General features: G+C 67.8%; 12 protein-coding genes. 10 read left to right on the top strand and 2 right to left on the bottom strand.

What is annotated here, in order from left to right; all coding sequences use genetic code 11:
• The first annotated feature begins 3 nt into the window (after nt 1-3).
• The 8 genes from VHA82_RS08045 to VHA82_RS08010 all read left to right on the top strand — a co-directional run bounded on the left by VHA82_RS08045 (nt 4) and on the right by VHA82_RS08010 (nt 14,474).
• On the top strand, nt 4-753 hold the full coding sequence (locus tag VHA82_RS08045) for an ABC transporter ATP-binding protein (protein ID WP_325542287.1): 750 nt from the start codon (nt 4-6) through the stop codon (nt 751-753).
• A gap of 108 nt (nt 754-861) precedes the next feature.
• Nucleotides 862-1,575: an ABC transporter ATP-binding protein gene (locus VHA82_RS08040; RefSeq protein ID WP_325542285.1), complete on the top strand. Its 714-nt coding sequence runs from the start codon at nt 862-864 to the stop codon at nt 1,573-1,575.
• Nucleotides 1,576-1,735: 160 nt separating this feature from the next.
• Nucleotides 1,736-3,694, top strand: coding sequence for a 1,4-alpha-glucan branching protein GlgB (gene glgB / locus VHA82_RS08035; RefSeq protein WP_325542282.1), 1,959 nt, complete (start codon nt 1,736-1,738; stop codon nt 3,692-3,694).
• Nucleotides 3,681-4,976 (top strand): glucose-1-phosphate adenylyltransferase, encoded by a 1,296-nt coding sequence (locus VHA82_RS08030; RefSeq protein WP_325542280.1) that lies wholly within the window; start codon nt 3,681-3,683, stop codon nt 4,974-4,976. Before glgB ends, VHA82_RS08030 begins: the two co-directional genes overlap by 14 nt.
• Complete coding sequence (glgX, locus tag VHA82_RS08025; RefSeq protein ID WP_325542278.1) at nt 4,973-7,171, top strand: glycogen debranching protein GlgX; 2,199 nt, start codon at nt 4,973-4,975, stop codon at nt 7,169-7,171. The genes VHA82_RS08030 and glgX overlap by 4 nt, the downstream gene beginning before the upstream one ends.
• 61 nt (nt 7,172-7,232) lie before the next feature.
• On the top strand, nt 7,233-12,254 hold the full coding sequence (locus tag VHA82_RS08020) for a malto-oligosyltrehalose synthase (RefSeq protein WP_325542276.1): 5,022 nt from the start codon (nt 7,233-7,235) through the stop codon (nt 12,252-12,254).
• Entirely contained in the window at nt 12,251-13,747 is a 1,497-nt protein-coding gene (gene glgA, locus VHA82_RS08015) for a glycogen synthase GlgA (RefSeq protein ID WP_325542274.1), read from the top strand. The genes VHA82_RS08020 and glgA overlap by 4 nt, the downstream gene beginning before the upstream one ends.
• A 157-nt stretch (nt 13,748-13,904) precedes the next feature.
• Complete coding sequence (locus tag VHA82_RS08010; RefSeq protein ID WP_325542271.1) at nt 13,905-14,474, top strand: hypothetical protein; 570 nt, start codon at nt 13,905-13,907, stop codon at nt 14,472-14,474.
• Between the two features lie 76 nt (nt 14,475-14,550).
• Here the strand turns inward: VHA82_RS08010 and VHA82_RS08005 are convergent, their stop codons facing one another.
• Entirely contained in the window at nt 14,551-15,465 is a 915-nt protein-coding gene (locus VHA82_RS08005) for a LysR substrate-binding domain-containing protein (RefSeq protein WP_325542269.1), read from the bottom strand.
• Between the two features lie 130 nt (nt 15,466-15,595).
• On the opposite strand from VHA82_RS08005, the gene VHA82_RS08000 reads away from it, so the two are divergent.
• Nucleotides 15,596-16,237, top strand: a complete 642-nt coding sequence (locus tag VHA82_RS08000; RefSeq protein WP_325542266.1) for an FMN-dependent NADH-azoreductase — start codon at nt 15,596-15,598, stop codon at nt 16,235-16,237.
• A 1,133-nt stretch (nt 16,238-17,370) separates the two neighbouring features.
• A complete protein-coding gene (locus VHA82_RS07995) occupies nt 17,371-17,892 on the top strand; it encodes a hypothetical protein (RefSeq protein ID WP_325542264.1) in 522 nt (173 codons plus the stop codon).
• 25 nt (nt 17,893-17,917) lie between these two features.
• Here VHA82_RS07995 and VHA82_RS07990 read toward each other — a convergent pair whose 3' ends face one another.
• Nucleotides 17,918-18,481, bottom strand: a complete 564-nt coding sequence (locus VHA82_RS07990) for an NAD(P)H-dependent oxidoreductase (RefSeq protein ID WP_325542262.1) — start codon at nt 18,479-18,481, stop codon at nt 17,918-17,920.
• Nucleotides 18,482-18,569: the final 88 nt, after the last annotated feature.

Genomic DNA, 18,569 nt, shown 5'->3' with positions numbered 1-18,569 from the left:
GCGATGAATGAGGCGATCCTTTCGGCGAAGCACCTGACCAAGCGCTTCGGCGGGCTCGCGGCGGTGAACGACGTGTCGCTCGATCTGTGGCGGGATCGCATCCACGCCGTGATCGGGCCGAATGGGGCGGGCAAGTCGACGCTGGCCAATCTGCTCGCGGGCGACGTCGCGCCGACGGCCGGCAAGGTGACGCTCGCAGGGCGCGACGTGACCGGCTCGAAGCCGGAGAAGCTCTCGCGCGCGGGGCTCGGGCGCAGCTACCAGAAGACAAACATCTTCCTGCCCTTCACGGTCTGGGAGAACGTGCGGCTCGCCGCGCAGTCGCGCACGCCGCATGCGGCGCGGTGGCTGGCGCTTGCTTCTTCCGTGCGCGAGACGAACGAGCGAGCGCAGCGCGCGCTGGAGCTCACGGGGCTGCAGTCGCGCCGCGACGCCGTCGCGGGCACGGTGAGCCACGGCGAGCAGCGCCAGCTCGAGATCGCGATGACGCTCGCGACCGATCCGCGTGTGATGCTGCTCGACGAGCCGCTCGCCGGGATGGGCGCGGCGGAAGCCGAGCGCATGGTGGAGCTGCTGCTGAAACTGAAGCGGGGTCACGCGATGCTGCTGGTGGAACACGACATGGATGCGGTGTTCGCGCTGGCGGATCATCTGACGGTGATGGTGAACGGCCAGGTGATCGCAAGCGGTGTGCCGAACGAAGTGCGCGCGGATGCGGGCGTGCAGTCGGCCTATCTGGGAGAAGAGTCTTGAGCCCCTGGCTCCCCGCTTGCGCTGGGATGACGAAGCGTGCGACGCACGCCCGTTTCCCGTCATTCCCGCGGACGCGAGAATCCAGCGTCTTCAAGCGGTGCCGCCGCCATGCCTGACCTCCTCCTCGAGGCGCGAGCCCTCCACACCTACTACGGCGCAAGCCACATCCTGCGCGGCATCGACTTCGCCGTCGCCCGCGGCGAAACGATCGGCCTCATGGGCCGCAACGGCATGGGCAAGAGCACGCTGCTGAAAACGCTCGTGGGCCTCGTGAAGCCACGCTCGGGCCGCATCGCCATCGCCGGCCGCGACACGACAGGCCGCGCACCTTACGAAATCGCGCGGATGGGCATCGCCTACGTGCCCGAAGGCCGCGGCATCTTCGCCAACCTGAGCGTGAAGGAAAACCTCGTCATGGCCGCACGGCCGGGCACGCGGGGCCAGTGCGACTGGACTTACGAACGCGTGCTCGACACTTTCCCGCGATTGCGCGAACGCCTGGGCCACGGCGGCCAGCAACTGTCGGGCGGCGAGCAGCAGATGCTCACCATCGGCCGCGCACTGATGACCAACCCCGACCTGCTCATCCTCGACGAAGCGACCGAAGGTCTCGCCCCCCTCGTCGCGCGCGAGATCTGGCGCATCTGCGAGCTCATCCGGGCCAGTGGCATCTCCAGCGTGATCGTGGACAAGAACTGGAAACACGTCACCCAGGTCACGGATCGCAACGTGATCCTCGTGAAGGGCGAGATCGCCTATGCCGGCACGTCCGGCGAGCTGCGCGAAAACCCGGCTCTGCTCGAGCAGTACCTCGGCGTCTGAAGCGGCTTTGCTCGTCGTCGGCGCAAGGGCCGTCCGTCCTGCGCGAACGAGTCCCCTCTGCGCGTAGGCCGCGACCTACGCGCCATGGTCAGCGCATCCTTCACGCGCCGCACTGTCCGGCGACAACAATGGCTCGCTCGGAAAACATACGAAGGCCAGGATGCCGCAGCGGTCGGTGATGGAGACGACAGGAAACGGAAGCGCCCGCGAGGGGGCGAGCTCAACCCCGGCACGCAGCCGCGCACCCAGCCATCACCATCGCCAGTTCGAAGTGATGGGCGCGCACCCCGATGCGAACGGCGGCACGCACTTCACCGTCTGGGCGCCCAACGCGCGCAACGTGTGCGTGATCGGCACCTTCAACGACTGGCACGGCCAGCCGCTCGAGCGCATCGACGACGGCTCGGGACGCTTCAGCGGCCGCGTCGCGAACGCACGCCCCGGCGACTGCTACAAGTACCGCATCGAAAGCGCCCACGGCCACTGGATGGACAAGGCCGACCCTTACGCGTTTCGCTGCGAGGAGCCGCCGCGCACGGCCTCGGTCATCTGGAACATCGACGACGCGCACCCGTGGGGCGACCGCGAGTGGATGGCCACGCGCTGGCGGCGGCAGTCGCAGCGCGCGCCGATCTCGATCTACGAAGTGCACCTGGGCTCATGGCAGCGCGAGGAAGACGGGCGGCTGCTGAACTACCGCGACCTCGGCACGCGCCTGGCTGCGCACTGCGAGGCGATGGGCTTCACGCACGTGGAACTGCTGCCCATCGCCGAGCATCCGTTCTACGGTTCGTGGGGCTACCAGTGCACGGGCTACTTCGCGCCGAGCGCGCGCTACGGAACGCCGCAGGACCTGATGGTGCTCGTGGACACGCTGCACCAGCACGGCATCGGCGTGATCCTCGACTGGGTCGCATCGCACTTCCCGGCCGACCCGCACGGGCTCGCCGGCTTCGACGGCACGGCGCTCTACGAGCACGCGGACCCGCGCCAGGGCTTCCATCCGCAGTGGAACAGCCTCATCTTCAACTACGGCCGCTACGAAGTCCGCGACTTCCTGATCAGCAACGCGATCTTCTGGCTGGAGAAGTATCACTTCGACGGGCTGCGCGTGGACGCGGTCGCGTCGATGCTCTATCTCGACTTCGCGCGGAAGCCCGGCGAGTGGATCCCGGGCCCGCACGGCGACAACCGCAATCACGACGCGGTGCGCTTCCTGCAGGACCTGAACACCTCGGTGTACGCCCACTTTGCCGACGTGCACATGATCGCGGAGGAGTCCACCGCCTGGCCCGCCGTTTCGCGTCCCGTCGAATGGGGCGGCCTCGGCTTCGGCATGAAGTGGAACATGGGCTGGATGAACGACACGCTGCGCTACATGCAGCGGCCGCACTTCTACCGGGCCTGGCACGGCGACGACATCCGCTTTTCGTCGGTCTACGCGTTCCACGAGAACTTCATCCTGCCGCTGTCGCACGACGAGGTGGTCTACGGCAAGGGCAGCCTCGTCGGACGCATGCCCGGCGACGACTGGCAACGCTTCGCGGGACTGCGCGCGCTCTACGGAATGATGTGGACGCATCCCGGCAAGAAGCTGCTTTTCATGGGAGGCGAATTCGCGCAGTTCGAGGAGTGGCACCACGAACGCACGCTCGACTGGTACCTCTGGGCGCGGCCGCTTCATGCGTCCATGGCGCGGTGGGTGGCCGATCTCAATGCGCTTTATCGCAAGCTCCCCGCGCTGCATGCAAGCGACTTCGACAGCCGCGGCTTCGCGTGGCTGCCCTTGGCCCACCACGAGCCGACGATCCTCGCGTGGCTGCGCTCGTCGGACGAGGACGGCACGATGCTCGCGTGCATTCACAACATGACGCCCGAAGTGCGGCAGGGCTTGCCGATCGGCCTGCCCGCGGCCGGCACCTGGCATGAACTTCTCAACAGCGACGCGGCCGCCTACGGCGGCAGCGGCGTCGGCAACCTGGGCCGCGTCGAAGCGGCCCCCGAACCGCTCGGCGGCATGCCGGCGAGCGCGGGCGTCACCGTGCCGCCGCTCGCGACGCTGATTCTTTCCAACCGGCATCCATCCACATTCGAGGTCCCACCCCATGCCCGCCACTAGGAACGTGCTCGCCTTCGTCATGGCCGGCGGCGAGGGCTCGCGCCTGCATCCGCTCACGGCCAACCGCTGCAAGCCCGCCGTGCCTTTCAACGGCAAACACCGCATCGTCGACTTCGTGCTGTCCAACCTCGTGAACTCGGAGATCTACTCGATCTACCTGCTCGTGCAGTACAAGTCGCAGTCGCTCATCGAGCACGTGCGCAACTCGTGGACGCTCGCGCGCTTCATCCCGCAGCAGTTCATCACCGTCGTGCCGCCGCAGATGCGCCATGGGCCCGCGTGGTTCCAGGGTACGGCCGACGCGGTCTTCCAGAACATCCACCTGATCCAGAGCTTTCAGCCCGACATCGTGGCCGTGTTCGGCGCGGACCACGTGTACCGCATGGACGTGCGGCAGATGATCGACTTCCACGTGGCTTCGCGGGCTCACGCGACGGTCGCCACGCTGCCGGTGCCGCTTGCGCAGTCGGAGCAGTTCGGCATCGTGGAAACCGACGCGGATCACCGCATCGCCGATTTTCGCGAGAAGCCGAAGACGGCGCGCCCGATGCCGGGCAGCCGCACGCACGCGCTCGCCTCGATGGGCAACTACATCTTCGACGCCGACGTGCTCCTCGCGCAGCTGAAGCGCATGCACGAAAGCGGCGACACCGATTTCGGCAAGCACATGCTGCCGGGCATGGTGAAGACGCACCGCCTCGTGGCCTACGACTTCGCGGCCAACGACATCCCCGGCGTCGAGCCGTACGAGGAACACGCCTACTGGCGCGACGTCGGCACCATCGACGCCTACTTCGACGCGCACTTCGACACGCTGGGTGCGGCACCGCGCTTTCGCATGACCAACCGGCACTGGCCGATCTACGCGAGCCCGGACCAGGCGGAGTGCGCGCAGATCGAAAACGGGGTCATCAACCATTCGATCGTGGGCTCGGGCAGCATCATCGACGGCGCGACGCTCGACCACGCGATGCTGCGCCGCTCGGTGCTCGTGGAGCGCAAGGCGAGGCTTGCCCACTGCATCGTGATGGAGCGCTCGCGCATCGGCCACGGAGCGCACGTGCGCCGCTGCATCATCGATCAGGACAACGACGTGCCCCCGGGCGAGCGCATCGGCTACGACCTCGAAGCGGATCGCAGGCGCTTTCCGGTCACACCGAGCGGCATCGTCGTCGTGCCCGCGGGATTCTTCCCGGCGAGGAAGTCCGGCTCGCCCTTCCTCGCGCAGGTGTACGAACCGGCGTTCGGCGAGGCGCGCCCGCGCATGGAGGTGCCCGCATGACGGCATCGGCCGTCGTTGAAACCAAGCCCCAGGGCTCCTTGGCCACACCGGCCGCGCCACCCGCGCCGCCTCCTCTCACCATCGAGGCGGGGCAGGCGTGGCCGCTCGGCGCGACGCCGCGCGAAGGCGGCGTGAACTTCGCGGTGTGGTCGTCTTCGGCCGAATCGATCGAGCTGTGCCTGTTCGATGCCGAGGGCACTCGCGAAGTGAATCGCGTCGCGCTGCCCGCGTGCACGCACGGCGTGTGGCACGGATTCGTGCCGGGCATCGGCCCGGGGACGCGCTACGGCCTGCGTGCGCACGGTCCGTACGACCCCCTCGCGGGCCAGCGTTTCAACGCGAACAAGGTTCTGCTGGACCCGTACGCGCGCGCGCTCGACCGGCCGCTGCGCGGCGCCGCGTGGCAGTACGCGTACAAGCTCGGCAACCCCGAGCAGGACCGCCGCCTGGACGCCACCGACAACGCGCCGCACGCGGCCAAGTGCGTGGTGGTCGACGGCAGCTTCGACTGGGAGGACGACGCGCCGCCGCGCACGCCGTGGGAAGACACCGTCTTCTACGAAGTGCACGTGCGCGGCTTCACGCAGCAGATGCCCGACGTGCCGCAGCCGCTGCGCGGCACCTATGCCGGCTTCGCGAGCGAAGCGGCCATCGCGCACCTTCAGCGCCTGGGCGTGACGGCCGTGGAATTGCTGCCCGTGCATGCGTTCAACGACGAGCGCCGCCTCGTGGACCTGGGGCTCGCGAACTATTGGGGCTACAACTCGATCGCGTTCTTCGCGCCCGATCCGCGCTACTGCGCGACGGGCGATGCGGTCACCGAATTCCGGCAGATGGTGCGCGCGCTGCATCGCGCGGGGATCGAGGTGATCCTCGACGTCGTCTTCAACCACAGCTGCGAAGGCAACCATCTCGGCCCCACGCTGTGCTTCAAGGGCCTCGACAACCGCGGCTACTACCGGCTCGCGGAGGACAACCGCTACTACCTCGACTTCACCGGCACGGGCAACACCATCGATTCGAGCAAGCATGGCGTGCTGCGCACGATCATGGACAGCCTGCGCTACTGGGTGGAGGAAATGCACGTGGACGGCTTCCGCTTCGACCTCGCGCCGGCGGTGTCGCGCAATCCTCTCGGGAGCTTCGATCACTTCTCGCCCTTCCTCTGCGCGGTCGCGCAGGACCCGGTGCTCGCGCGCGTGAAGCTCGTCGCCGAGCCCTGGGACATCGGCGACAACGGCTATCAGGTGGGAGGCTTTCCGCGAGCCTGGTCGGAGTGGAACGGGCGCTACCGCGACTGCGTGCGCGACTTCTGGCGCGGCTCGGAGGGAAGCCTGCCGGAGTTCGCCGCGCGGCTGGCGGGCTCGCAGGACATCTATGCGCCCTCGGGGCGCAAGGCCTGCGCGAGCGTGAACGTGATCACCGTGCACGACGGCTTCACGCTCGCCGATCTCGTGAGCTACAACGACAAGCACAACGAAGCCAACGCCGAGGACAACCGCGACGGCGAAAGCCACAACAGAAGCTGGAACTGCGGCGCCGAGGGGCCGACGGAAGACTATGAGGTGATCGGGCTGCGCGAGCGGCAGAAGCGCAACTTCCTCACCACGCTCTTTGCCTCGCGCGGCGTGCCGCTGCTCCTGGGCGGCGACGAGATGAGCCGCACGCAAGGCGGCAACAACAACGCGTACTGCCAGGACAACGCGGTGAGCTGGTTCGACTGGAGCGAAGCGCGCCGAAGCGACCCCCTGCTCGAATTCACGCGCGCCGTGATCGCGCTGCGCCGCGAGCTGCCCGTGCTGCGCGTGGATGCATGGCTCACGGGCGAGCCCGACGCGCAAGATCGGCGCGACGCGGCGTGGTACAGCGTGTGGGGCCTGCCCATGACCGAAGAGGAATGGACGAATCCGGCCGTGCGGTGCGTGGCGATGATGCTCGACGGCCGCTTCGTTCCCGAGCGCTGCGGCGGCCCGGGCGTGTCGGCGATGCTCGTCTTCAACGCGACCGCCGAGGAAGTGACTTTCACGTTGCCGGAAGTGCCCGGGCATGAGGGCGAGTGGCGCCTTCGCGTGTACACGGCCGAGGGCCATTTCGACTCCGAGAGCGCTCGGCGCTACGCGGCGCAGGCGAAGCTGGAGCTCGTGTCGCATTCGATGGCGCTGCTCACGCAGTGCGTGTGTCGAGGACCGACGTGAAGCATTGCCCGGTGCGGCCCATCGCCGCGGCCACCGTCGTCGCAGATCGGGAGATCGCGCGATGATGAGCCTCGCCGAACGCGCGGCGCGCCACGGCGTCGCGGACCGCTACCACAGCTTCTGGGGCGAAGAGCAGGCGGTGACCGATGCCGTGCTGCGCGCCGCGCTGAGCGCGATGGGGCTCGATCCGGAAAGCGAAGCCTGGGAGCACGAGGGCTTTCCGCCCGTGCACGTGGTCGGTCGGGACGAGCCTTGCGAAGTGCGCTGGGCCGGCCACGAAGAAGCCGGGCAGGCGTGGCAGGTGTCGGCCGAAGGCGAGACGCAGGTCCTGTCGCACGGCCACGTCGAGCCCGATGGAGGACACTGCGTCATCCGTATCACCGAAGCCCTCGCACCCGGCTACTACACGCTGCAGGCGGGCGCGGGCGTCTGCCGGCTCGTCATCGCGCCCCCACGCTGCTGGTGTGCCGAGCCGCTGGAATCGGCCCAACGCTGGTGGGGCTGCACGGTGCAGCTCTATGCGTTGCGGTCGTCGCGCAACTGGGGCATCGGCGACTTCGGCGATCTGCGCCGGCTCGTCGACACGGCCGCGCGCCAGGGTGCGTCGTTCATCGGCCTGAGTCCGCTGCATGCCCTCTTCCCGCACAACCCCGGCTCGGCGAGTCCCTACAGCCCCTCCAGCCGCACGGCCTTCAATCCGATCTACCTCGATGTGCAGACGCTCGCGGAATTCGCATCCAGCCCGCGCGTCGGCGAGCGGCTGCAGTCCGAATCGTTCCAGGAACGGCTTCGCGCGCTGCGCGAGTGCGAACTCGTGGACTACGCCGGCGCCGCCGCGGCCAAGGAGGAAATCCTGCGCCTGCTGTGGCGCGACTTCGCACTGCGCGCGGACGATCCGCGCGTCGCGCAGTTCGACGCATACGTGCGCGAACGCGAGAACACGACGGGTCGCCACGCGCTCTTCGAAGCGTTGCAGGCTCACCTGTGGTCCGCCGACCCGTCGGTTTGGGGCTGGCCCGCGTGGCCCGAGGAATACCGCGACCCCGACGGCCAGGCCGTGCGCGAATTCGCGCGCGAGCACGCGGACGAGGTGCGCTTCCGCTTCTGGCTGCAGTGGCTCACGGAACGGCAGCTCGAATCGGTGCAGCGCTACGCGCGCTCGCGCGGCATGGGCATCGGCCTGTACTGCGATCTCGCCGTGGGCGTGAACGGCGGCGGCTCCGATACCTGGGTTCACACCGACGTCTTCGCGCTTGGCATGCACGCGGGCGCGCCGCCCGATGCGCTGAACGTGCTCGGGCAGGACTGGGGCCTGCCGCCGTGGAATCCGCGGCGCCTGAAGGCCGCGCGCTACCAGCCCTTCATCGACATGCTGCGCGCCAACATGCGGCACTGCGGCGCGCTCAGGCTCGATCACGCGATGGCGCTGATGCGCCTCTTCTGGACCGGGCCGCAGGGCGGCACGTACGTGAGCTATCCGCTCGCGGACCTGATGGGCATCCTCGCGCTCGAAAGCCACCGGCACCGCTGCATGGTGATCGGGGAGGACCTCGGCACGGTCGCGCCGCGCATGCGGGAAGCGATGCGGGAACGCCGCATGCTCTCCTACCGGCCGCTTCTTTTCGAGCGCAGCGACGACGGCGGCTTCAAGCCGCCCGCGCAGTGGCAGCCGCAGGCACTCGCCGTCGTGAGCACGCACGACCTGCCGACGCTGCGCGGGTTCTGGCTCGGCGAAGACATCGAACTCGCCGCCGCCTTGTCGCTCTACCCCGACGACGCCACGCGCGAGCGGCAGGTGCTGCAGCGCGCGCAGGACCGCGCGCACCTCCTCATCGCGCTCGAACGCGAATCGCTGCTGCCCGAAGGCATGACGGTGCAGCCGACTTCGATGCCGGATGCGACGCCCGCATTCGTCGAAGCCGTGTACGCGTACCTCGCGCGCACGCCTTCTTGGCTCGTGGGCGTTCAGCTCGAGGACCTCACGGGGCAGGTGCTGCACGTGAACGTGCCGGGCACGACCGAGGACCGCTTCCCCAACTGGCGCCGCAAGCTCGCGGTGAGCGTGGGCGAGCTCGCGAGCGAGCCGCGGTGGGCGCGCGTCGCCGCCGTGCTGAAGCGCGAGCGCAGCGGCCCGGTGCCGGCCGAACTCGCGCACGATGCGCTGCCGCCGCTCGCCACGGCCAATGTCCCGCGCGCCACGTACCGGGTGCAGTTCCACCGGGGATTCACTTTCGACGATGCCGCGCGCGCGATCCCCTACCTGCATGCGCTGGGCGTGTCCCATCTCTACAGCTCGCCCTACCTGAAGGCGCGGCCCGGCAGCACGCACGGCTACGACATCGTGGATCACGCCGAGGTGAACCCGGAAGTGGGCGACGCCGTGCGGCACGAGCGCTTCTGCCAGGCCCTGCGCCGCCACGGCATGGGACAGATACTGGACATCGTTCCCAACCACATGGGCGTGCTCGAAGCCGACAACGCCTGGTGGCTCGACGTGCTGGAGCACGGCCGCGCGTCGCGGCATGCGAACACGTTCGACATCGAATGGTCGCCGGCCGCGCCCGAGATGCAGGGCCGTGTGCTGCTGCCCGTGCTCGGCGATCACTACGGGCGCGTGCTCGAGGCAGGCGAGATTCGCCTCGGCTTCGACGCGCAGCAAGGCGAGTTCGGGCTGCGCTACTGGGCGCATCGTTTCCCCGTCGATCCGCAGCGCTATCCCGACATCTTCGCCGCGCTGCCCGCGCCGCCTGCGCGCGACGAAACCGAAACCGACAGCCATGCGGTCGTGAGCGCACTGCTCGACGCTTTCGGCCGGCTGCCCACGCGCGACGCGCCCGAGGAGGCCGAACGCCGCGCGCGCGACAGCGGCGTGTACAAGCGCACGCTGGCCCGGCTCGTCGCGAGGCACGAGTGGCTCGCCCACTGGATCGAGGCGTGCCTGAACCGGCTGAACGGCCGCCCCGGCGAAGCCGCCAGCTTCGACGAACTCGACCGGCTCATCTCCGCACAGGCGTATCGCCTCGCGGACTGGCGAGTGGCGAGCGACGACGTGAATTACCGCCGCTTCTTCGACGTGAACACGCTCGCTGCGCTGCGCATGGAGCGGCCCGAAGTGTTCGAGGCGACGCACCGGCGCATCCTGCAGTGGCTGCAGGACGGGTGGCTCTCGGGCCTGCGCATCGACCATCCGGACGGCCTGAGCGACCCCGAGGCGTACTTTCTCGAACTGCAATCGCACTACGCGCGGCAGGCGATGGTGGCAGGCGCCGAGCCGCGCGCGCTCTACCTCGTCGTGGAGAAGATTCTCGCCGAGCACGAGCAATTGCCCGAGGCCTGGCGTGTGCACGGCCACACCGGCTACCGCTTCGCAAGCCTCGTGGGGGCGCTCTTCGTCGATGCGCGCAACGAACACGAAATGAGTGCCGCCTATCGCGGCTTCACGGGCGAGTGGCGCGATTTCGACGAGGTGGTCTACGGCTGCAAGAAGCTCATCATCGAGACTTCGCTCTTTTCGGAGCTCGAATGGCTCACGCAGGCGCTGCATCGCATCACGCGCGCGAATCGCCGGCGGCGCGACTTCACGCGCAACCGGCTTCGCATCGCGCTCGCGGAGGTGGCGGCCAACTTCCCCGTCTATCGCACGTATCTCCGGCCCGGCGCGGCCGCGAGCGCGATGGACCGGCAGCACACCGACTGGGCGGTGGCCGCGGCCAAGCGCAGGCTGGGCGGGGCCGAAGCGACGGTGCTCGATCACGTGCGCGAAGTGCTGCTCGGCGAAGGCGAAGCGGCGGACGCGGCCGCGGAGCTCAGAGACCGCTTCGTCGCGCGCTGGCAGCAGTTCACCGCGCCGGTCATGGCGAAGTCGATGGAAGACACCGCGTTCTACCGGTGGCTGCGACTCGTGTCGCTGAACGAAGTCGGCTCGGACCCGCGCAGCTTCGGCATGTCGGTGGCGGCTTTCCACGCGGCCAATCTCGGCCGCCAGCGCTACCGCCCACACGGCCTGCTTGCCACTTCCACCCACGACAGCAAGCGGTCGGAAGACCTGCGTGCGCGCATCGGCGTGCTGTCGGAAGACCCCTTCACGTGGCGCGAAATGCTGCAGCGTCTCGCGGGCTGGGCCGAGATGTACCTCACGCGCGGCGACAAGGAGCCGATGCCGTCGCGCAACGACGTGTGGCTGCTCTTCCAGACGCTCGTGGGCCTCTGGCCCATCACCCCGCCCGGCGATGAAGAGCGCGAATCGATTCGCGAGCGCATGCAGGCCTACATGCTGAAGGCCGTGCGGGAAGCCAAGCAGCACACGAACTGGCACTGCCCCGTCACCTCCTATGAGGAAGCCCTCGCGAAGTACGTCGATGCCATCCTGCGCGCCGGGCCGAATCCGTTCGCCGACGAGTTGCAGCGCTTCGCCGCGCGCATCGCGCCGTTCGGCTTCATGACGAGCCTCGCGCAGCTCGCGCTCAAGTTCACCGTGCCGGGCGTCCCCGACATCTACCAGGGCTGCGAGCAGTGGAGCTTCAGTCTGGTCGACCCGGACAACCGGCGCGGCGCCGATTTCGAACGCCTCGCGCGCGACCTGCAATCGCTCGAAGCGATGCAGGCCGGCGCGCACCCGTCGCCCGAGCAATGGCACGAGCTGCACGAAAGCATCGCCGACGGCCGCATCAAGCAGCTCGTCACCTGGCGGCTGCTGCGGCTGCGGCGGGATCACGAACGGCTCTTCCGCGATGGCCACTACGCGATCGTCACGCTCGAAGGACCGGCGGCGGACCATGCCGTTGCGTTCGCCCGCGTGCACGAAGACGAGCCGGTGGTGCTCGTGGTCGCGGCGCGCCTTCTTTACACGCTGTGCGGAGGCGAGGCTCGCCACTGGGCACCGGTGCTCTGGCGCGGGACGCGCGCGCGGTGGAATGCGGACACGGCGAGCCTTCGCCGCGCTCGCGCCTGGCGCAACTGGATGACCGGCGCGCGCGTGATGGCCGCCGACGCGGAGGAAGGCGGACTCGAGCTCGAAGCGCTCTTCGCCGATGCGGGTGCCCTCCCCTTCGTCGTGCTCCTCGCCGAGGACGGCCGCTCGTGAACATCCTCTTCGCCACGCCCGAATGCGCGCCGTACGTGAAGACGGGCGGCCTGGGCGACGTGAGCGCCGCGCTGCCCGCGATGCTCGCATCGATGGGCCACGACGTGCGCGTGCTGCTGCCCGCGTATCGCGGCATGAAGGTCGCGGGTGTCGTGGGCGATTCGGTGGACCTGCCGCCGCAAGGCCCCTGGCCCGCGGCGCAGCTGCTGCCCGTGCGCACGGAAAGCGGCCTCACGCTCTTCTTGCTCGCATGCCCCGGCCTCTATCAACGCGCGGGGGGACCGTACGTGGATCAGTCCGGGCACGACTACGGCGACAACCCCTTGCGTTTCGGATTTCTCGCGCGCGTCGCCGCGCAGCTGGGCACGCCCGCGTCGCCTTGCGCGCCGTGGCGAGCCGACGTCGTGCATGCGAACGACTGGCCGTGCGCGCTCGCGCCGCTCTACCTCGCGCAGGCGCGCGCCGCGCAACCGTTCGCGAGCATCGCAGCGAGCGTGCTCACGATTCACAACCTCGCGTTCCAGGGCGTGTTTCCGATGGAGACGGCTGATCTCCTGGGTATCGCGCCGCACTGGCGCGGGATCGACGGCGTCGAATTCTGGGGGCAGCTTTCGATGCTGAAGGCGGGCTTGCAGTTCGCCGATCGCATCACCACCGTGAGCCCGAGTTATGCGCGCGAAATCCAGACGCCGGAATTCGGCGCGGGGCTGGACGGCGTGCTGCGCGCGCAATCGCACAAGCTCACGGGTATCCTCAACGGCATCGATACGCGTGCATGGAACCCGGCGCACGACAAGCTCATCGCGCATCGCTACTCGCGGGCGGACCTCGCGGGCAAGACGCTCGACAAGGGGGCGCTGCAATCGCAGTGCGGGCTGAAGCCCGACCCGCGGGCGATGCTCTTCGGCGTGGTGAGCCGGCTCACGTCGCAAAAGGGGATCGACCTCGTGCTGCAAGGGTTGCCCGGCCTGTTGGCGCAGGGCGCGCAGCTCGCGGTGCTGGGCCAGGGGGAGGCGGGGTTGCATGCGTCGCTCGCGGAGCTCGCGCGCGCGCATCCGTCGCAGGTGTCGGTGACGTTCGGCTTCGACGAAGCGCTCGCGCATCGGATCGAAGCCGGCGCGGACGTGTTCCTCATGCCTTCGCGCTTCGAGCCTTGCGGGCTGAACCAGATGTACAGCCAGGCGTACGGCACGCCACCCATCGTGACGGCGGTGGGAGGACTCGCCGATTCGGTGACCGATGCGACGCGCGACCCGGCGCACGGCACGGGGTTCGTCATGCGAAGCGTGGATGCGGCGGGGTTCGACGACGCGTTGCGGCGTGCGGTCGCGGCTTGGCGCGAGCCGGCGCGGTGGCGGCGCATCCAGGGCAACGGCATGGCACGGCACTTCGGGTGGGACGAGAGCGCGGCGCAGTATGCGGAGGTCTACGAGCGCGCGATGCGATCCATCGGGGTCACGACGGGCACGGCACCGGATCGCCACACGCATTGACTTCGGTTCCTCCGCACGGTGCGATGGGGCAGGCAAGGCACCCCGCCGCACCGGAACCTCGAAGTATCCAGTGGGATGGCGTGGCCGGGCCAAGACATCGGGAACCGAACGCCGAGCGGTGTTACTCACCCTCGCCCCCACTTAAAAGGAGAATGTTATGGAAAGCGCATCATTGGCAACCGCTCAAAGAGATGCAGGCGTGCTCGTCCCTGAACAAGGCGTGCTCGCCCCTGAACAAGGCGTGACGCCCACCACGAAAAAGGGCGTGACACAAGTACGGGCCGACGAAGCCCGCTCCCGGGAGGGAAAGCATGACTTCGAGGAACGATCGAGCGCTCCGACCACGATTCCAGCGTGGCGAGCTGAACAGCTCCAAACCGAGCGCGAGAAAATGTCGGAAGCGTTTCGCGGATTCGTGACGGCTGCCAAGGAAAAACACGATCCCGCAGCCGCAGCGCGCCTGCTTTACTTTGCAGCTTCCTGGCAGCCACTTGCCAGTGACGAGCCTCGTCCCTGGGACGTGCGTATGGAGACGGCCAGTGAGGAACTGAGGAAAATGACGCCGTCCGATATCGCCCGATTGGTCCACTATCTTTTTCAAGCCTCGCACGAAGTCCCTGGCGGCAGCGACACCGTTTTCCAGTCTGAGAGAAACACCTGGGCTTTGATCCATACGTTTCACCAACTCGCGGTCCAGGAACTGACCCGGCGCGCATCTGCGACCTGAACTGCGCGCACTCCTCGAGGAGCATGAGACCCAGGGACCTTCGCGGCACAGACCGCGAAGACGCCCCCGGGCCCACTCATTGCGTCCGCACGATCCGCTCGCCCACGAGGTTGTCCCCGAGGAAATCGAGGAAGCGCCGCACCGCGGGCACCATCCCGCGGCGCGAAGGGAACACGGCCAGCACCATCGCGGGCGCGGGCGACCAGCCGGGGAGCACCGGAGCGAGCGTGCCTTCACGCAATTCCTCCGTGCACAGATAGTCCGGCAGCATGCACGCGCCCACGCCATGCATCACCGCGAACTTGAGCGTGAGCAGATCGTCCGCCGTGAGCACCGGGTGATGCTGCCACTCGAACTCGCGCCCGTCGGGGCCGCGCAATCGCCACGTCGAGCGTCCGTCGGCGGAATTCATCGCCACGGTCGGCAGATGCTTCAACGCCTCCGGCCCCTGCGGCGCGCCCTGGCGCTGCAACAACTGCGGACTCGCGACGAGGATGCCGTAGGTCGGACCCAGGTTCTTGATGACGAGCGTGCCGCTGTCGTCCAGCGTGGCGCGCACCCGCAGCGCCACGTCGATGCCTTCCTGCACGAGATCGATCACCCGGTTGGTCACGAGCATTTCGATGCGCACCTGCGGATGCTGCGCGAGAAAGCGCGGCACGAGCGCGCCGATGGAAGTCTGCGCGAGCGTCACGGGGCATGAGACGCGCACCGTGCCGCGCGGCTCGCTTTGCACGCGCAGCACCGCTTCGTTCGCCGCTTCGGCCTGCTCGCGCATCGCCACGCAGTAACGGTGATAGAGCTCGCCGGCCTGCGTGAGAGACAGCTTGCGCGTCGTGCGCTGCAGAAGCCGCACGCCCAGGCGCGATTCGAGCTCCGCCACGCGCCGCGAGAGCTTCGACTTCGGAATCGCGAGCGCCCGGCTCGCCGCCGCGAAGCCGCCCGCGTCCACCACTTCGGCGAAGTAGAGCATGTCGTTGAGATCCTGCATGGCGGGGCGTGATTCGACCTATCGGCAGGACAATCTATCCCGAAATCGGCGACTTATCAAACGATCGACCCATCCCCAGAATTAGTTGCGAGGAGGTTGCCCTCCGACCCACACAGGAGAAAGGTCCATCATGAAGCTGCTTCACATCGATTCCAGCCCGCTTGCCGCCAACTCGGTTTCGCGCCAGCTCACCCGGCGCATCGTCGAACAATGGACGGCCAACCACGCCGGCACCACGGTCGAGTATCTCGACCTCGCGCGGAATGCGCCCTCGCACCTCGACATGGACTCGCTCGGATTCCGGCTGGGCATCGACGCGGCGGACCTCACGGACTCGCAACGCCGGCAGAACGAAGTTTCCGAGCGGCTGGTGAGTCAGTTCCTCGCGGCCGACGTGGTCGTGATCGGCGCGCCGATGTACAACTTCTCGGTACCGACGCAACTGAAGGCCTGGATCGACCGCGTGGCGCAGGCGGGACGCACGTTCAAGTACACGGAGAAGGGACCGCAAGGGCTCGCGGGCGGCAAGACGGTGATCGTGGCTTCCACGCGCGGCGGCAGCTACGCGGCGATGCCCGCGCTCGACCATCAGGAAAGCTACCTGAAAGTGGTGCTCGGCTTCTTCGGCGTCACGGACGTTCGCTTTGTCCGAGCCGAAGGGCTGGCCATGGGCGACGAGGCGCGCGGCCGTGCGCTCGAGTCCGCCGCCGCGGACATCCGCGCGCATGCGACGCCGGCGGCGAACCAGGCGTCCGCCTCGATCGCCGCATGAACCTACGCCTGGAACTCGCCTTCGCTTCCCGTTACTGAGCAGGTTGCCGCAATTTTGCGGTGACCCGGATTCACAGAGGCGAAATGATAGAAGCAGGAATGACGGCCAACTCCTTGGAGGCGTACACGACGCAAACCGCGGCGCCGAACGGTGCGGAGCCCGCCGCCCAACCGCCCAGCCCGCGAAGGTCGACGAGCTCCGCCTCCATGGAACCGGCCATTCCCCGGAGACCCCGGACGCCTTCGGTCGATCAGCCTCCGCATCCTCGTTCGGGCGAAGCTGGCGAAACCCGGGCGCCGGAAGCTCAACCAGCCCAGGAAGGCTTCTGCGCCGACTCGCAGTTCGTTGTCCCGCCGGATTGGGATCCCAGGAAAGAGCAACTTACGCGTGCGATCGATGCCATCGCCAGATACTCTGCGATCCCGGCTCCGTCGGTGCCAAGTCTGATCCAGCTCGAGATACGCAAGATACACGCACTCTCACAAGCCATAGAGAGTGCCCCCTTCACCGCACCGCCTGCTTGCCGGACAACGCACGCCGGAGCATTGCGTGAACTGCTGGTAAGGCTCGAGGGGTATCAATTGGAACTCTTGGGGTATGAGGACCCACCCAAGCGGGACGAGGGTCACTACGCGTACGAAGAGCTGCGCCGAATCAACGAGAACATCCGGGAAACCAAAGCGGAAATCTGGGCTGAAATCTCGAGGCTCGGGATTTCCTCGCGACCCGCTCCGTAAAGGGCACCACACGCACTACGCGGTCGCTACGGCGTCCGCGGGTGCTTCACGAATTTCGCGAATCGGTGCATCCAGGTCTGCAGGAACTTGCGGCTCGCGTCGCCGTTGGCGATTTCGCTCTTCAGCCGCTTCACCTGCGACGCCGGCCGCGAACCAGGCGTCCGCCTTGATCGCCGCATGAAGCGGCGCGCGGAACTCGCCTTCGCTTCCCGTTACTGAGCAGGTTGCCGCAATTTTGCGGTGACTTGGATTCACAGAGCAGAAATGATGGAAGCAGCGGCATCAGTCAACCCCTTGCAGGCGTATGCGCCGGTGCCCCCGGCTTCGGGCGGTGCGGTGGCCCCGCCACCGCCCAACCCGTCGAGGGCGGTGAGCCCCGCCCCCGTCGAGCCTGGCGTGACCCACAGACCCAGGACGCCTTCCGTCGAGCAGTCTCAGCGACGCCGCTCGATCGATGCCGGCGAACTTCCGACACAGGCCACTCCAGCAGCTCCAGCAGCTCCAGCAGCTCAGGAAGTTACCGGCCAGAACTCGGCCCTCGCTGTCGCGCGGAATTGGAATCCCAGGAGAGACCTTCTGGCGGGGGTCGAGGCACAAATCGCCGGACTACTCAGCGTGGTCGGGGACAAGCCGTTCATCCAGCGCCGGATCAACGCTTTGCAAAGCGAGAGAACCGCACTTCAGACCGCCATCGCGACGGACCATCGCGTCGAGCCCGAGGCTTACTTGACGCATGAAGCTGCAAACTTGCGCAGGCTGCTGGTCAAGCTCGAGCGCTATCAACTGGAACTGCTGGACTACAAGGATAGGAAGCCCGGGGAGCACTACGCCTACGCAGACTTGCGCGAAGTCGACGAGTGCATCGAGCGCACCCAATCCGAAATCACGGCTGAAAAGTCCAGGCTCGGAATTTCCTGACAACGGTACCGCAGAGCAGACGGCACTACGCGGTCGCTACAGCGTCCGCGTGGTGCTTCACGAAGTCCGCGAACCGGTCCATCCAGGTCTGCAGGAACTTGCGGCTCGCCTCGCCCACGCTGCCGTCCGCGTTGAAGAAGCCTTCCTTGTATTGCACGAATGCTTCCGGCTGGCCGAGCGTGGGCACGTCGAGATAGGCGAGGATGTTGCGCAGGTGCTGCTGGGCCAGCGCCGTGCCGATCGCGCCGCCCGACATCCCGATCACACCCGCCGGCTTGCCCGCCCACGCGCTCTGTCCGTAAGGACGTGACGCGTGATCGATCGCGTTCTTCAGCACGCCCGGGATCGACCGGTTGTACTCGGGCGTCACGAAGATCACGCCCTGCGCATTGGCGATCTCGCCCTTCAGCCGCTTCACCTGCGGCGCCGGGTGGGCGTCATCGTCCTGGTTGTAAAGCGGCAGGTCGTCGATGCGGACCATCTCGAACTCGAATTCGTCCGGCGCGAGACCCTTCAGCGCCTGGGCCAGCCGCTTGTTGTACGAGTCGCGGCGAAGGCTGCCCACGACGACGGCGATGCGATAGCTCATGTCCGATCTCCTTTTTCTGGAATCCACCCATCTTGAGGAAAGAGTCCGCTGCCGCAGCACGAGGCGCGGGCGCGACACGGTGTGGGAG

It is taken from the genome of Ramlibacter sp. (assembly GCF_035548915.1).
Classification (GTDB): domain Bacteria; phylum Pseudomonadota; class Gammaproteobacteria; order Burkholderiales; family Burkholderiaceae_C; genus Ramlibacter.
This window is presented reverse-complemented; position numbering and strand designations above follow the sequence as displayed.

Coding starts and splice junctions, on each gene's coding strand:
- VHA82_RS08045 (WP_325542287.1), top strand. CDS start 4: ATGAATGAGGCGATCCTTTCGGCGAAGCACCTGACCAAGCGCTTCGGC.
- VHA82_RS08040 (WP_325542285.1), top strand. CDS start 862: ATGCCTGACCTCCTCCTCGAGGCGCGAGCCCTCCACACCTACTACGGC.
- glgB (WP_325542282.1), top strand. CDS start 1,736: ATGCCGCAGCGGTCGGTGATGGAGACGACAGGAAACGGAAGCGCCCGC.
- VHA82_RS08030 (WP_325542280.1), top strand. CDS start 3,681: ATGCCCGCCACTAGGAACGTGCTCGCCTTCGTCATGGCCGGCGGCGAG.
- glgX (WP_325542278.1), top strand. CDS start 4,973: ATGACGGCATCGGCCGTCGTTGAAACCAAGCCCCAGGGCTCCTTGGCC.
- VHA82_RS08020 (WP_325542276.1), top strand. CDS start 7,233: ATGATGAGCCTCGCCGAACGCGCGGCGCGCCACGGCGTCGCGGACCGC.
- VHA82_RS08010 (WP_325542271.1), top strand. CDS start 13,905: ATGGAAAGCGCATCATTGGCAACCGCTCAAAGAGATGCAGGCGTGCTC.
- VHA82_RS08005 (WP_325542269.1), bottom strand. CDS start 15,465: ATGCAGGATCTCAACGACATGCTCTACTTCGCCGAAGTGGTGGACGCG.
- VHA82_RS08000 (WP_325542266.1), top strand. CDS start 15,596: ATGAAGCTGCTTCACATCGATTCCAGCCCGCTTGCCGCCAACTCGGTT.
- VHA82_RS07990 (WP_325542262.1), bottom strand. CDS start 18,481: ATGAGCTATCGCATCGCCGTCGTCGTGGGCAGCCTTCGCCGCGACTCG.